Origin of the sequence: Pseudomonas sp. ARP3 (assembly GCF_001029595.1) — a bacterium.
Lineage (GTDB): Bacteria > Pseudomonadota > Gammaproteobacteria > Pseudomonadales > Pseudomonadaceae > Aquipseudomonas > Aquipseudomonas rhodesiae.
This window is the reverse complement of sequence record NZ_LEKF01000015.1, coordinates 41,709-56,207: the sequence shown is the minus strand read 5'-3', so window position 1 is coordinate 56,207 and position 14,499 is coordinate 41,709. Positions and strand designations below refer to the sequence as shown.

Genomic DNA, 14,499 nt, shown 5'->3' with positions numbered 1-14,499 from the left:
CCTTAAAGGGCTGATTTGCTGATGACATTCAGGCTCATTTGCTCAAGCAGTGCGTTCATCTGAATGAACTGCGCGAAGCGTTTGTCCTGGGTCTGACCATGGAAGAAACGGTAGTAGATCTGCTGCACGATGCCGGCCAGGCGGAACAGGCCGTAGGTGTAATAGAAATCGAAGTTATCGATCCGGATGCCCGCGCGTTCGGCGTAGTAGTCAACGAATTCTCGGCGGGTGAGCATGCCCGGCGCGTTGCTCGGCTGGCGGCGCATCAATTGCACCGGCGCCGGGTCGGCGGCTTCGATCCAGTAGGCGAGGGTGTTGCCCAGGTCCATCAGCGGATCGCCCAAGGTGGTCAGTTCCCAATCCAGCACGCCGATGATCTGCATCGGGTTATGCGGGTCGAGGATCACGTTGTCGAAGCGGTAGTCGTTATGCACGATGCTGGAGGTGGGGTGATCGGCCGGCATCTTGTCGTTGAGCCAGGCGCGTACCGCCTCCCATTTTGGCGCATCGGGGGTCAGGGCTTTTTCGTAGCGGTCGCTCCAGCCGCGAATCTGCCGCGCCACGTAGCCTTCGGGCTTGCCCAGGTCGGCCAGGCCGCAAGCGGTGTAGTCCACTTGGTGCAGTTCGACGAATTTGTCGATAAAGCTTTTGCACAGTGCTTGAGTCTTCGCTGCATCCAGGCCCAGCTCGGCGGGCAGGTCGGAGCGCAGGATGATGCCGTTGACGCGCTCCATCACATAAAACTCGGCGCCGATCACCGACTCATCGGTGCAATGCACGTAGGCCTTGGGACAGTAGGGGAAGCCATCCTTCAGTTGGTTGAGAATGCGGAACTCGCGGCCCATGTCGTGGGCGGACTTGGCTTTGTGCCCAAAAGGTGGGCGGCGCAGTACGAATTCCTGATCGGGGTATTCCAGCAGGTAAGTCAGGTTGGAGGCGCCACCGGGAAACTGGCTGATGGTGGGCGTGCCGCTCAACCCCGGGATGTGGGCCTTGAGGTAGGGATCGATCAGGCCGGCATCGAGTTCCTCGCCGGGGCGAATCTGGGTGGATTGGTCGTTCAGCGCCATGCTTATCCCTTCTGCTTATTCTAAAGGCCTCGGACTATTGGCTAATCTAATGCGCGCCACCGCCCAGCCACAAGGTCGGGGCGGTTTAATAGGTTAGCGTGTTGCAGGATGATCAACGTGCCTGATCGGTCATTTTACGGGCGGGGGCAGGGCGACCGGGGTGAGCACCGGGCGCCCGGCGAAATACTCCACCAGGTTGTCGGCCACGCGCTGCACGGTGTCATGGGCGGCCTCGGGCGACAGCCCGGCGACATGGGAGGTGAGTACGGTATTGCCCAGGCGCTTGAGGGCGTCGGGCACCTTGGGTTCGTCGTCGAACACATCCAGCGCCGCACCGCCGATGCGCCGCTGTTCGAGGGCGGCAATCAGGTCGGCGGTGACCACCACGCTGCCACGCCCGATGTTCACCAAGTAGCCATGGGGACCGAGGGCGTCCAGTACGCGTCGGTCAATCAGGTGCCGGGTGCCGTCGCCGCCGGGCGTGGCCAGAATCAAGAAGTCCGCGCTGCGCGCCAGATCCAGAGCCGTGGCGCAGTAGGTGTAGTCCACGTCATCCCGTGGTTGGCGATTGTGGTAACTGATCTCCATGCCAAAACCCAGGGCTGCGCGCTTGGCGATCTCCAGGCCGACGGCGCCAAGCCCGAGAATGCCCAGGTGCTTGCCGCCCAGGGACGGGCGCATCACTTTGGGCCACTCGCCACGCCGCACGGCGGCGTCGTTCTGTGGGATGCCGCGTACCAGTGACAGCAACAGCGCCATGGCGTGGTCGGCCACCGACGGTGCATTCACGCCGGCGCCGTTGGTGACTACGATCCCGCGATTGCTGGCGGCTTGCAGGTCGACGTGTTCATAACCGGCGCCGATCACGCAGATGATCTCCAGCTGTGGCAAGGCGGCGATTTCTTCGGCGTACAGGCCCAATGGGCCACGGGTCAGCACGGCCTGGATCTGCCCGCCGTGGGCTTTGATGGCGTGGGCGCGTTCGGCGGGCGTCGGCGCCAGGATCACATGAAAGTCGTTGCTTTCGATGATGGGCAGGTAGTCGTTGATGGTTTCAACCAGGACCAGAACAGTGGTGGTCATCGCAAGGCTCTTCCTTGGAGGGTAGACAGGACCAGTATGCTGGATTTGTAAGACAGAGCGTTTTATCGGGAAGGAAAATTTACTGCTCGTGGGTCGGGCAAGTTCGTGATTGTCTGCGGCTGCACCGGTCAACCATTCCTCAGCTAAGTCTTTGCTTCTTCACGAGAATCCCGGACAATCCGGCCCCTTCTATGGTCGGGACGCTGCCTGTCAGGTTTTTCTGACTCGTCCCGGCTGTGTAAATGCGGAGATCCGACTGGATGAATGATCAGGCCAATAGCGTCGACGAACGCTATGCAACGACACCTGCAACCCTCACGCGCTGGAGCCGCCAGGACACCACCTGGATGCTCGGCCTGTTCGGCACCGCCATTGGCGCCGGTACTTTGTTCTTGCCGATCAACGCAGGGCTGGGCGGCTTCTGGCCCCTGGTGATCCTGGCGCTGCTGGCATTCCCGATGACGTTCTTCGCCCATCGTGGCCTGACGCGGTTCGTGCTGTCCGGTCGTGAAGGCTCCGACATTACCGACGTGGTGGAAGAGCATTTCGGTATCAAGGCCGGGGCGTTGATCACGTTGCTGTACTTCTTCGCGATTTTCCCGATCCTGCTGATCTACAGCGTGGCGCTGACCAACACCGTCGGCAGCTTCATGGAACACCAGCTGCATATCCTGCCGCCGCCACGGGCGATTCTGTCGTTCGTGCTGATCCTGGGCCTGCTGGCCGTGGTGCGCTGCGGCGAGCAGGTGATCGTCAAGGCCATGAGCCTGATGGTGTATCCGTTTATCGTCGCCTTGCTGTTCCTGGCGGTGTACCTGGTGCCGCACTGGACCGGCGGCATCCTCAGCACCGCCCGCGAGCTGCCGGCGCCGTCGGCGTTGCTCAATACGCTGTGGCTGGCGATTCCGGTGATGGTGTTCTCGTTCAACCACTCGCCGATCATTTCGGCGTTCGCGGTGGATCAGAAGCGCCAATACGGCGCCAATGCCGATGAGCGCAGCTCGCAGATCCTGTCCCGCGCGCACCTATTGATGGTGGCAATGGTGTTGTTCTTTGTGTTCAGTTGCGTGCTGACCCTGTCGCCGGCCCAGTTGGCCGAAGCCAAGGCGCAGAACCTGTCGATCCTGTCGTACCTGGCCAACCACTTCAACAACCCGACCATCGCGTTCGCCGCGCCGCTGATCGCGTTCGTGGCAATCGCCAAGTCGTTCCTGGGCCACTACATCGGTGCCAGTGAAGGCCTCAAGGGCTTGGTGCTTAAAACCGGTCGCCGCCCGGCCGCCAAGACCCTGGACCGCATGACTGCCGCCTTCATGCTGGTGGTGTGCTGGATCGTCGCCACGCTCAACCCCAGCATCCTCGGTATGATCGAGACCCTCGGCGGCCCAGTGATTGCGTCAATCCTGTTCCTGATGCCGATGTACGCCATCCGCAAAGTGCCGGCCATGGCCAAATACCGTGGGCAGGCGTCCAACGTGTTTGTCACGGCGGTTGGTCTGGTGGCGATTACGGCGTTGGTGTATTCGCTGATGGCTTAAGTGGTGTGGGAGGGGGCTTGTCCTCTCCCGTCATTGTTTTGTCTTGCCACTAATGGCTTATTCCAGACACAAAAAAACGCCGCGTATCTTGCGATACGCGGCGTTTTTCACATCAACACACCGTTAAGCTTGCAGCACCGGGATGTTGGCGCTGGCCGCGATCTTGCGGAACTCGGCGATCTGGTCGAAGTTCAGGTAGCGGTAGACGTCGCTGGCCATGGTGTCCAGCTTGGCCGCGTAGCCCATGTACTCCTCGACGGTCGGCAGGCGACCCAGGGTCGAAGCGACAGCCGCCAGCTCAGCCGAAGCCAGGTAGACGTTCGCGCCGTCACCCAGACGGTTCGGGAAGTTACGGGTCGACGTCGACACCACGGTGGAGTTCGGTTCTACCCGTGCCTGGTTACCCATGCACAGCGAGCAGCCCGGCATTTCCATGCGTGCGCCAGCCTTGCCATAGATGCCGTAGTAGCCTTCTTCGGTCAGTTGGTGAGCGTCCATCTTGGTCGGCGGCGACAGCCACAGACGGGTTGGCAGCTGACCCTTGACCTGTTCCAGCAACTTACCGGCAGCGCGGAAGTGACCGATGTTGGTCATGCAAGAACCGATGAACACTTCGTCGATCTTCTCGCCGGCAACGCTGGACAGCAGACGGGCATCGTCCGGGTCGTTCGGTGCGCAGAGGATCGGCTCGTTGATCTCGGCCAGGTCGATCTCGATGATTTCGGCGTATTCGGCGTCGGCATCGGCTTCCATCAGCTCCGGGTTGGCGACCCAGGCTTCCATCGCTTGGGCGCGACGTTCCAGGGTGCGTGCATCGCCGTAGCCTTCACCGATCATCCAGCGCAGCAGGGTGATGTTGGAGTTCAGGTACTCGGTGATGGACTCTTTGGACAGCTTGATGGTGCAACCGGCAGCCGAACGTTCGGCCGAGGCGTCGGACAGTTCGAACGCTTGCTCCAGGGTCAGGTCGTTCAGACCTTCGATTTCCAGGATGCGGCCGGAGAAGGCGTTTTTCTTGCCTTTCTTCTCTACGGTCAACAGGCCAGCCTGGATCGCGTAGTAAGGAATGGCATGAACCAGGTCACGCAGGGTGATGCCAGGTTTCATTTTGCCTTTGAAACGCACCAGGATCGATTCCGGCATGTCCAGCGGCATGACGCCGGTGGCGGCGGCGAACGCGACCAGACCGGAACCGGCTGGGAACGAAATGCCCATCGGGAAGCGGGTGTGGGAGTCGCCGCCGGTGCCGACGGTGTCCGGCAGCAGCATGCGGTTCAGCCAGCTGTGGATGATGCCGTCGCCTGGACGCAGGGATACACCGCCACGGGTCATGATGAAGTCAGGCAGGGTGTGGTGGGTGGTCACGTCGATCGGCTTTGGATAGGCCGCGGTGTGGCAGAAAGACTGCATCACCAGATCGGTGGAGAAGCCCAGGCACGCCAGGTCTTTCAGTTCGTCACGGGTCATCGGACCGGTGGTGTCCTGAGAACCTACGGTGGTCATCTTCGGTTCGCAGTAGGTGCCTGGACGCACGCCTTTGCCTTCCGGCAGGCCGCACGCCTTGCCGACCATCTTCTGTGCCAGGGTGAAGCCTTTGCCGGTGTCGACCGGGGCTTCTGGCAGCTTGAACAGATCGGTCGGGCCCAGGCCCAGCTCGGCACGGGCCTTGTCTGTCAGGCCACGGCCGATGATCAACGGGATACGGCCGCCGGCGCGGACTTCGTCCAACAGCACTGGGGTCTTCATTTCGAAGGTGGTCAGGACTTCATCGGTGCCGTGCTTGCAGACTTTGCCAGCATGCGGGTACAGGTCGATCACGTCGCCCATGTGCATGTTGGTGACGTCGAACTCGATTGGCAGTGCGCCGGCATCTTCCATGGTGTTGTAGAAGATCGGAGCGATCTTGCTGCCGAAGCAGAAACCACCGGCACGCTTGTTCGGTACGTAAGGAACGTCGTCGCCGAAGAACCACAGTACGGAGTTGGTGGCGGATTTACGCGACGAACCGGTACCGACCACGTCACCGACGTAGGCGATCGGGAAGCCTTGGCCGCGCATCTCTTCGATCTGCTTCATTGGGCCGGTCTTGCCTTGCTCGTCCGGCACGATGCCTTCGCGCGCCATTTTCAGCATGGCCAGGGCGTGCAGCGGGATATCAGGGCGGGACCAAGCGTCCGGGGCAGGGGACAGGTCGTCGGTGTTGGTTTCGCCGGTGACCTTGAACACGCGCAGGCTGATCTTGTCGGCCAGGGTCGGGCGGTTCTTGAACCACTCGCCGTCGGCCCAGGACTGCAGCACCGCTTTGGCGTGTTCGTTACCGTTCTTGGCTTTTTCTGCCACGTCGTGGAACGCATCGAACATCAGCAGGGTGTGCTTGAGTTGAGCGGCGGCAACAGGTGCCAGCTCGGCATCGTCAAGCAGCTCGACCAGGGTCACGATGTTGTAGCCGCCTTGCATGGTGCCAAGCAGTTCAACGGCGCGCTTCTTGTCGATCAGGGGGGAAGTGGCTTCGCCCTTGGCCAGGGCAGACAGGAAACCGGCCTTGACGTAGGCAGCTTCGTCAACACCTGGTGGAATGCGGTTGGTGATCAGGTCAACGAGGAATTCTTCTTCGCCAGCCGGAGGATTCTTCAGCAGCTCGACCAGGCCTGCGGTTTGTTCGGCGTTAAGCGGCTGGGGAACGATACCCAGGGCTGCACGCTCTTCGATATGTTTGCGGTAGGCTTCAAGCACAGTTATTACCCTCATCAGTGGTCCCACGGGACGCTCATCCAGAAATGAACGGCACGCATGCGCTCGGGGGCTTTTTGGGCCGCAAAGCCAGCGCTGCCGGCATTCCTTACAGAAGCTGCTTTCAAAGTTTTACGCCTGCAGAACGGAGCTGATGAGGGTTGGCGCTGATGCTCGACCTACCGGGTCATTCACCATCGCCAACACCGTTCTGAAGGAACGACTGTGCTCGTGACGCTTTGAAAACAGCTTCCAGCGGATTATTGGCGCCTTACAAGGCCGGATGATTCTACGGCAAAAAAAAACTAAAGGTAAGTTGCCGTGTCACGTTTGCCGGGTGATCGAGCTTAGACAAAGGGCTAACATGGCGCACTGTTTCGCTGATTTGCGTGTTGCCGCCCATGTCCAATTCAACCATCAAGACTCCCTGCGTTGGTCTGTGCTCCACGGTCTACGGCGATCTCGTGTGCCGCGGCTGCAAGCGTTTCCATCACGAAGTGATCCAGTGGAACGGCTACGACGAGGAGGCAAAGCGCGCGGTATGGCTGCGCTTGGAGCAGTTGCTGGTACAGGTGATGGCCGGCAAGCTTGAAGTATTCGACCCGCAGAAACTGCGTTGGCAACTGGAACAGCGCAAGATCCGTTTCGTGCCGCACCAGTCCGAGTACTGCTGGGCGTATCAGTTGATTGCTCGCGGAGCGCGGGTGATTTCCAATTTGGAGGCCTATGGCATGGTGCTGTTGCCGGAGTTTCGTGACTGGGCCCTGCCGGAACTGCGCGATGCTATCGACCGTGAGTTTTTTATCCTGTCCGAGGCTCACTACCAGCGCTATATCGCGCCGGCTTTCCTGAACGATGCGCTGGCTGACTGACAGCGCAATTCCAAATATGAGAGGGGGGCTTGCCCCCTCCCACTTTGGATCTCAGTTGTGTTGGAAGTTGGCGTCAGTCCTTGGCAGCCAGCTCTTGCAACTGATCCATCAACGTCTCCGGTTTGAGCACCAGCACATCGCTTTCCACTTTATCCAGCACCACCTCCGCGGTGTTGCCTATCAATGCGCCGGTCAGGCCGGTGCGCGCCACGGTGCCGATAATGGTCACCGCCGCTTGCAGCTTGCTGGCCATATGAGGAATCAGCACATCCGCCGGGCCTTCTTCGATATGCAGGTGGGTATCGTCCACATCGAATTCGGCCTGGAAGGCTTGGCACTGCTCGCGATACCGTGCCTCGATGCTTTCCTTGAGCTGGAACGTGGGGTCCGCCGCCGACAGCATCGGCGAGGGATGGGCGCTGATCACATGTAACTGGGCCTTGGCCAGGTAGGCGATGTCGAAACCATGGTCGATGATCGAATGGTGCAGCGAGCGGTGCTCCACATCGCTGTTGCCCACATCGATGGCGGCCAGGATCACTTTGCCGGCCCAGGGTGTGGCGGTTTTGACCAGCAGCACCGGCGCGGGGCAGTAGCGCAGCAATTTCCAGTCTGTCGGTGTCAGCAGGGCCTTTTTCAGCGGGCTATCAGGGTAGTGCTGCTTGATCACCAAGCCACAGCCTTCAGCCTGCTGCACCGCGATGACGGTGTCATGCAGGCTATCGTTCCAGGCCTGTTCGGTGGTCACGCTGTAGCCTTCTTCGGTCAGGCTCGCTTTGAGTACGCTGAGCAGCGCGGAGTGCTCGTGTTTGCGGTCGCACACCAACAGATGCAGATGCGCCCCGGTCACCCCGGCGATCAGCTTGGCGCGCTTGAGGGCCAGGCTCTCGGAATGTTCGGTTTCAAGGACCACCAGGATGCTGCGGACGTCTTGCATGGTCGGTTACTCCGGAAACAAGGGGGGTGTCACAACTATAGTTGCTCCGCGCCGGGCGTCATGTTGATGCACATCAAGCCCGGTGGCTGGTGGTCTGCGGCACGGTCGGTATAATCGGCGCCCTTTTGTGATCCTTTGCCCGTGAGCCCGATGAACCTGCCCGAAATCCACGAATTCCTCGGTTGCCGTACCCCTGACGCCTGGGTCCAGGCCGCATTGGCCGATCAGGACACCTTGTTGATCGACCACAAGAACTGTGAATTCAAGGCCGCCAGTACGGCACTGAGCCTAATGGCCAAGTACCACGCCCATGTCGACCTGATCAATATGATGTCGCGCCTGGCCCGGGAAGAGTTGGTGCATCACGAGCAAGTCATGCGCCTGATGAAAAAGCGCAAGGTCGAACTGCGCCAGCTGCACGCCGGGCGCTATGCCTCGGGACTGCGCAAAGTGGTGCGTAGCCATGAGCCGGTCAAATTGGTGGATACCCTGGTGGTCGGCGCGTTTATCGAGGCGCGCAGTTGCGAGCGTTTCGAAGCGCTGGTGCCCCATCTGGACGACGAGCTCGGCAAGTTCTACTTCGGTCTGCTCAAAAGCGAGGCCCGGCACTTTCAGGGGTACTTGAAGCTGGCCTACCAATATGGCGACGCCAAGGACATCGCCCAAGTGATCGAGCGGGTAAGGGCGGCCGAGCAAGAGCTGATCGAGTCACCCGACGTCGAGTTCCGCTTTCACAGTGGCGTGCCAGCCTGAGGCGACCGCCAGGCCGATCAGCGCGGTGATCCCGGTTAATAACAGGATCACCGTTTGTGTGCCCAGGGGCGTGGCCAACAGCGCAATCGCCAACCCCGCCAGGGGTTGCGCCAGGTTGTTGAGCAGGGTAATCACCCCCACCGTCTTGCCGAAGTCCTGAACCGGGATGACCCGCTGGCGGGTGCTGCGCAGGTACACGTTGAACATCTTGTCGAAGCCGGTGATCAGCAGGAAACCCACGGTATAGACCCACACAGCAGGGCTGATCGCGGTGATCAGCGCACCGATTGCAATCATCGAATACCCCAGCCCACCCATCAGCTTCAAGGGTAAAGTGGCGCGGGCCAGGTAGAACAGAATCGCAATGGTGACCAACGCCCCGCCAGCCTGGAGCAGGGCGTAGGCGTCCTTGCCGGCGGCGAACTGGCCGGTGACCAACGCCGCCGAGGTCGCCAGCGTGACACCGACGATCAGGTTGACGCCGACCGCCAGAATAATGATGCGCTTCAACGCCGCCAGGCGGCCGATGTGGCCCAAGGCGATACGCAGCGGTTGCAGCCAGATGTCGGAATGCTGTGCATGACTGGGCAGGCCCATCGAGGTGTGGCGTTGCCAGATCAGCATGGCCAGATCGGCCAGCACGAACAGCCCGGCCACGCCTGCTACCACCCACGGCCAGCTCCATATTTCCAGCAGCAACGCCGCCAGCAGTGGGCCGAGCACCAGGCCGCTCTGATCGGCAATCTGTGAATAGGACAACGTCTTGGCGTAGCTGTACTGTGCGAAGCCATGGGGCATCACGACTTCCCGCGCCATAATGCCTAGGGTCGTCAGCACCCCGCACAGAGCCGACAGGATCACCAACCAATAAATCCCATCAAACAACCCAAACAGCACCACCGCGATCGCACATGCCAATGCCCGATAGACCTGGCTGATATGCAACATCCGCAGCGGCGAAAACTTGTCGCACAACGCGCCGCACACCGGGAATGCCAGGTAGCGCGGCAGGGACTCGACAAAAAACGCAAGGCCCGCCCACGCCACGCTGCCGGTGGTCTGGAACACGAGCAGCGGCACGATAAACAACAGAATCTGGTCCGCCAGCCGCGACAAGAACAGCGACACGAAGAACGCCAGGTAATCCTTGCGCATACAACTCCCTGTAGATGGCGTAAAAAACTGCGGGCTATTTGTTAAAAACTCTTAAAAGCATGAAGCTTGGCCCATCGATGCCGGCCGGCCGCTCAAGTGGTGCAGCTTGCCACCTATACTGCGCGCTCTTCAATCAATCGCCGTTTGCAACTGAGAACCTATGGAAAACCTGGGGCTGGGCAAGGTCCTGCTTGTCGAGGACGACGAGCGGCTGGCAGGGCTGATCGCACATTTTTTGTCGCAGCATGGCTTTGACGTGCGCGTGGTACACCGGGGCGACAAGGCCCTGGCGGCCTTTCTAGACTTCATGCCAAAGATGGTGGTGCTCGATTTGATGCTGCCGGGCCAGAGTGGCTTGCAGGTGTGCCGCGAGATCCGCCGGGTGTCGGACTCGCCCATCGTGATCCTCACCGCCAAAGAGGACGATCTGGACCATATCTTGGGCTTGGAGTCCGGTGCCGACGACTACGTGATCAAACCGATCAAACCACCGGTGCTGCTGGCGCGCCTGCGTGCATTGCAACGCCGCCAGGCGCCGGAGCCTACGGTGCGCGGAGCCCTAGCGTTCGGCCGGTTGGCCATCGACCGCAGTTGCCGGGTGGTTAGCCTGGGGGAAGAGCGCATCGACCTGACCACCATGGAGTTCGAGCTGCTCTGGCTGCTGGCCAGTAACGCTGGCAGCATCCTGTCGCGCGATGACATCCTCAACCGCATGCGCGGCATCGCCTTCGATGGCCTCAACCGCAGTGTCGACGTGTACATCAGCAAGCTGCGCGCCAAGCTCAACGACAACCCTCGCGAACCGGTGTGCATCAAGACCATCTGGGGCAAGGGCTACCTGTTCAATCCATTTGCGTGGGAGGTCTAGGTGCTGCGGCTGTACCTGCGTTTATATCTGATCCTGGCGTTGGGCCTGGCAGGCGCAATCTGGCTGGTCAACTACACCTTCGACGAGCTGCTGCCCGACGCCAACGAAACCTACAACCGCGAGGCCATGCGTGGCCCAGCGTATGGCGTGGTCGAACAACTGCGGCCATTACCCAGTGCACAGCGCCAGGCCCGGCTCGCCGAGCTGCAACCGCACTATGGGCTGCGTCTGCAATTGGTGCACAAAGACACCCAGGCGCTAACCTCCCGAGAGCAAGCGCTGCTGGCTCAGGGCCTGCTGGTGGTGCGTGGCGACTTCAAGGAGTTCCTCGCCGCTATCGACGCTGGCCCGCAGTTGCTGGAGATCAAACTGCCGGAAGAACCCAAATGGCTGTACCTGTGGGCCTATGGTCTTCTCGGGGTGTGCCTGGCCCTTGTGCTGTATTTTTGGGTACGCCCGCATTGGCGCGACCTGGAACACATCCGCCTGGCTGCCCAGCGTTTCGGCGATAACGACCTGGGCTCACGCATCCTGCTGCCGCGCCGCTCCACCGTGCGCGAGCTGGCCGGCCACTTCAACCAGATGGCCGAACGCATCGAAAGCCTGATCGCCAATCAGCGCGAACTCACCAACGCCGTGTCCCACGAATTGCGTACACCGATTGCGCGGTTGTCGTTCGAGCTCGACCAGCTCAAGCAACAGGCCGACCCGCGCCAACGCGGCGAACTGATTGCCGACATGTACGCAGACCTCGGCGAACTGGAAGAGATGGTCTCGGAGTTGCTCACCTACGCCAGCCTGGAACGCGGCGCCACCCAGGTCACCCGCGAGCGCATCGAAGCCCACAGCTGGCTCGACAGCGTGATCGGCAGCGTGGCGCTGGAGGCCGAGGCGGCCGGTGTGCAGTTATCGTTGCGCGTGTGCGAGGTGGATTTTATCCAGATCGAACCGCGCTTTATGGCCCGCGCGGTGATCAACCTGTTGCGCAACGCCATTCGTTACGCCGAACGCCGGGTGCACGTGTCATTGCTCGCATTCGGTAACGGTTATGAAGTGCGCGTGTGTGACGACGGCCCCGGCGTGCCTGAGGGCGGCCGCGCGAAAATCTTCCAACCCTTCATGCGCCTGGACGCCAGCCGCGACCGCCGCACCGGCGGCTTCGGCCTGGGGCTGGCCTTGGTGCAGCGGGTGTCACAGTGGCACGGCGGGCAGGTCGAGGTGCGGGATTCGGAATGGGGCGGGGCGTCGTTTCGCATGACCTGGGCGTACGCCGAATAACCCGCAGAACCACGCCCGCCTGAGTGCGTTATGGGGCCAGGGCACTCAAAATGGCATGTGCCACTTTCACCCGTTCGGCGTTCGGGTAGTTCCTGTTCGCCAGGATCACCACGCCTTTGTCCTGGCTCGGTACGTACGCCACGTACGCGCCAAACCCGCTGGTGGAGCCGGTTTTGTTGTACAGCACATTGGCCGGTTGCGCCTGGGGCTGTGTGAACCAGCTGGCTGCATGGGGTTGCAGGGCCATGGGCGTGGAGTTGCCGTCGATCAACGCTTGCAGCGAAATGGGGTAGGGGTAGTACTCCCAGCCCAGGGCCTGGGTCATGCCGTCCACGCGGTAATAACCGCTATGGGTGGTGGCGATGGCCTGTTGCAGCGGCTGTTCCAGGGTTTGCGGGTGCATGTTCGCCTGGACGTAGCGTGCGAGGTCGTGGGCGCTGGTCTTGATGCCATAGGCTTCGCTGTCCAGCGCGCCGGGGCTGACGCGCACGGGCTTGTCCTGTTTGTCATAGCCTTGGGCGTAAAGGGCCATTTGCGCCTTTGGCACGTTCACATAGGTGTGTTTCAGGCCCAGTTTGGGCAGCAGTGTTTGCTCCATGGCGACGTTGTACGGCTGCTCTAGGCTTTGCGCGGCCAGATACCCGAACAGGCCGATGCTGGGGTTGGAATACAGCCGCTGTGCGCCGGGCGCATAGGTGGGTTTCCAGTGCTGGAAGTAGTTGAGCATGCCGCCTGCAGTGTCAGCGGCTTGGGGGAACTGCAACGGCAAACCGCCGGCGGTGTAGGTGGCCAGTTGCAACAGGCTGATCTGCTCGAAAGCGCTGCCCTTTAGGGCCGGCAGGTGCTGGCTGGCCTTGTCCGATAGCGTGAGTTTGCCGGTGGCTTGGGCGTAGCCGCCCAGGGTGGCGGCGAAGGTTTTACTGACCGAGCCCACTTCAAATAGCGTGTTTTCGCTGACCGGCTGTTGGGTTTCTCGGGAGGCACGGCCGTAATTAAAGTATTGCACCTGGCCTTGGTGAATCACGGCGACCGAAAGGCCGGTGATGCCTTGCTGGCGCATCAGCGGCTCGATGCTGGCGTTGACCACGGGGCGCAGGTCGGTACTGGCGATGCAACTGCCCGCGCCGAGCAGCAGTGCAGAAAGAACGAGGGTGTGTGCGTAGTGACGCATGGTGGTTGGCTTCCCTATAAGTGTCGCGATAACAATAAAGGCCTGCGCAGGCGCCGCAAATCTAGGTGGATTTCATTCGGTCGACAAACGATCATATCTCGCACCTGCCATTAGAAAAATTGGGGCTCAAACCCATGTTGCGTTCCCATCTGCCCCTCAATGCCTTGCGTGCCTTCGAAGCCTCGGCCCGGCACTTGAGCTTCACCCGCGCCGCTATTGAACTGTGCGTGACCCAGGCGGCGGTCAGCCATCAGGTAAAAAGCCTGGAGGCGCAACTCAATGTGACTTTGTTCAAACGCTTGCCGCGCGGGCTGATGCTCACCCGCGAAGGCGAAACCCTGCTGCCGGTGCTGCGTGAATCCTTCGATCGCGTTGCCCAGACTTTGGGCCAGTTCGAAGGCGGGCATTACCGCGAAGTGCTGACCGTGGGCGCGGTGGGCACCTTCGCGGTAGGCTGGTTGTTGCCGCGCCTGGCCGACTTCCAGGCCCGCTACCCGCTTATCGACCTGCGCCTGTCCACCCATAACAACCGTGTCGACGTGGCCGCCGAAGGCTTGGACTACGCAGTACGTTTCGGTGCCGGCGCCTGGCATGGCACCGATGCCTGCCATCTGCTGGAAGCGCCGCTGACGGTGCTGTGCATTCCCGCGATTGCCGAGCAACTGCATACGCCACACGACCTGTTGAAACACACTCTACTGCGCTCCTATCGCGCCGATGAGTGGAGCCTGTGGTTTCACGCTGCGGGTTTGCCCGTCGACACCCTGGTGCCGCGCAGCATCGTGTTCGACTCCTCCCTGGCGATGATGGATGCGGCGCTGCAAGGCATCGGCGTTGCGTTGGCACCGGCGCTGATGTTCACGCGGCAACTGGAGAACGATCTGATCCGCCAGCCTTTCGATGTCGGCATCAACACAGGCAGTTACTGGCTGACGCGCCTGCAATCGCGGGCCGAAACCTCGGCAATGTTGGCGTTCAAGGAGTGGTTGCAAGTGCAATCCGGCGACGTCTGAGCTGTCCTAATGCCATTATCTTGAAACAAAA

General features: G+C 61.1%; 12 protein-coding genes. 6 read left to right on the top strand and 6 right to left on the bottom strand.

What is annotated here, in order from left to right; genetic code table 11:
• Positions 1-2: 2 nt before the first annotated feature.
• Entirely contained in the window at positions 3-1,070 is a 1,068-nt protein-coding gene (locus ABX75_RS17610) for a phosphotransferase family protein (RefSeq protein WP_034098205.1), read from the bottom strand.
• 129 nt (positions 1,071-1,199) lie between these two features.
• Complete coding sequence (locus ABX75_RS17605; RefSeq protein ID WP_034098202.1) at positions 1,200-2,153, bottom strand: 2-hydroxyacid dehydrogenase; 954 nt, start codon at positions 2,151-2,153, stop codon at positions 1,200-1,202.
• Positions 2,154-2,413: 260 nt separating this feature from the next.
• On the opposite strand from ABX75_RS17605, the gene ABX75_RS17600 reads away from it, so the two are divergent.
• Positions 2,414-3,691 (top strand): serine/threonine transporter, encoded by a 1,278-nt coding sequence (locus ABX75_RS17600; protein WP_034113895.1) that lies wholly within the window; start codon positions 2,414-2,416, stop codon positions 3,689-3,691.
• Positions 3,692-3,814: 123 nt separating this feature from the next.
• Here ABX75_RS17600 and acnB read toward each other — a convergent pair whose 3' ends face one another.
• Positions 3,815-6,424: a bifunctional aconitate hydratase 2/2-methylisocitrate dehydratase gene (gene acnB / locus ABX75_RS17595; protein ID WP_034098200.1), complete on the bottom strand. Its 2,610-nt coding sequence runs from the start codon at positions 6,422-6,424 to the stop codon at positions 3,815-3,817.
• A 398-nt stretch (positions 6,425-6,822) separates the two neighbouring features.
• On the opposite strand from acnB, the gene ABX75_RS17590 reads away from it, so the two are divergent.
• Positions 6,823-7,293 carry a DUF1289 domain-containing protein gene (locus ABX75_RS17590; RefSeq protein ID WP_034098199.1) on the top strand — a complete coding sequence of 157 codons (471 nt, stop codon included), beginning with the start codon at positions 6,823-6,825 and terminating at the stop codon, positions 7,291-7,293.
• A gap of 73 nt (positions 7,294-7,366) precedes the next feature.
• Here the strand turns inward: ABX75_RS17590 and ABX75_RS17585 are convergent, their stop codons facing one another.
• Positions 7,367-8,230, bottom strand: coding sequence for a universal stress protein (locus ABX75_RS17585; protein WP_034098198.1), 864 nt, complete (start codon positions 8,228-8,230; stop codon positions 7,367-7,369).
• A gap of 150 nt (positions 8,231-8,380) precedes the next feature.
• Between ABX75_RS17585 and ABX75_RS17580 the strand changes: the two genes are divergently transcribed.
• Positions 8,381-8,983: a tRNA-(ms[2]io[6]A)-hydroxylase gene (locus ABX75_RS17580; RefSeq protein WP_034113894.1), complete on the top strand. Its 603-nt coding sequence runs from the start codon at positions 8,381-8,383 to the stop codon at positions 8,981-8,983.
• On the opposite strand, the gene ABX75_RS17575 is transcribed toward ABX75_RS17580, so the two are convergent.
• On the bottom strand, positions 8,939-10,138 hold the full coding sequence (locus tag ABX75_RS17575; protein WP_047882352.1) for an MFS transporter: 1,200 nt from the start codon (positions 10,136-10,138) through the stop codon (positions 8,939-8,941). The genes ABX75_RS17580 and ABX75_RS17575 overlap by 45 nt on opposite strands.
• Before the next feature lie 160 nt (positions 10,139-10,298).
• Here ABX75_RS17575 and ABX75_RS17570 point away from each other — a divergent pair, with 160 nt between their 5' ends.
• Both ABX75_RS17570 and ABX75_RS17565 read left to right on the top strand, forming a co-directional pair.
• The gene (locus tag ABX75_RS17570; RefSeq protein ID WP_047882351.1) at positions 10,299-11,006 is read left to right on the top strand and encodes a winged helix-turn-helix domain-containing protein; all 708 of its coding nucleotides are present in this window, start codon (positions 10,299-10,301) and stop codon (positions 11,004-11,006) included.
• The gene (locus tag ABX75_RS17565) at positions 11,007-12,284 is read left to right on the top strand and encodes an ATP-binding protein (RefSeq protein WP_034098192.1); all 1,278 of its coding nucleotides are present in this window, start codon (positions 11,007-11,009) and stop codon (positions 12,282-12,284) included.
• A 28-nt stretch (positions 12,285-12,312) separates the two neighbouring features.
• Here the strand turns inward: ABX75_RS17565 and ampC are convergent, their stop codons facing one another.
• Entirely contained in the window at positions 12,313-13,455 is a 1,143-nt protein-coding gene (gene ampC, locus ABX75_RS17560) for a class C beta-lactamase (RefSeq protein ID WP_047882350.1), read from the bottom strand.
• Between the two features lie 134 nt (positions 13,456-13,589).
• Between ampC and ABX75_RS17555 the strand changes: the two genes are divergently transcribed.
• Positions 13,590-14,468 carry a LysR family transcriptional regulator gene (locus ABX75_RS17555; protein ID WP_047882349.1) on the top strand — a complete coding sequence of 293 codons (879 nt, stop codon included), beginning with the start codon at positions 13,590-13,592 and terminating at the stop codon, positions 14,466-14,468.
• The last annotated feature ends 31 nt before the right edge of the window (positions 14,469-14,499 follow it).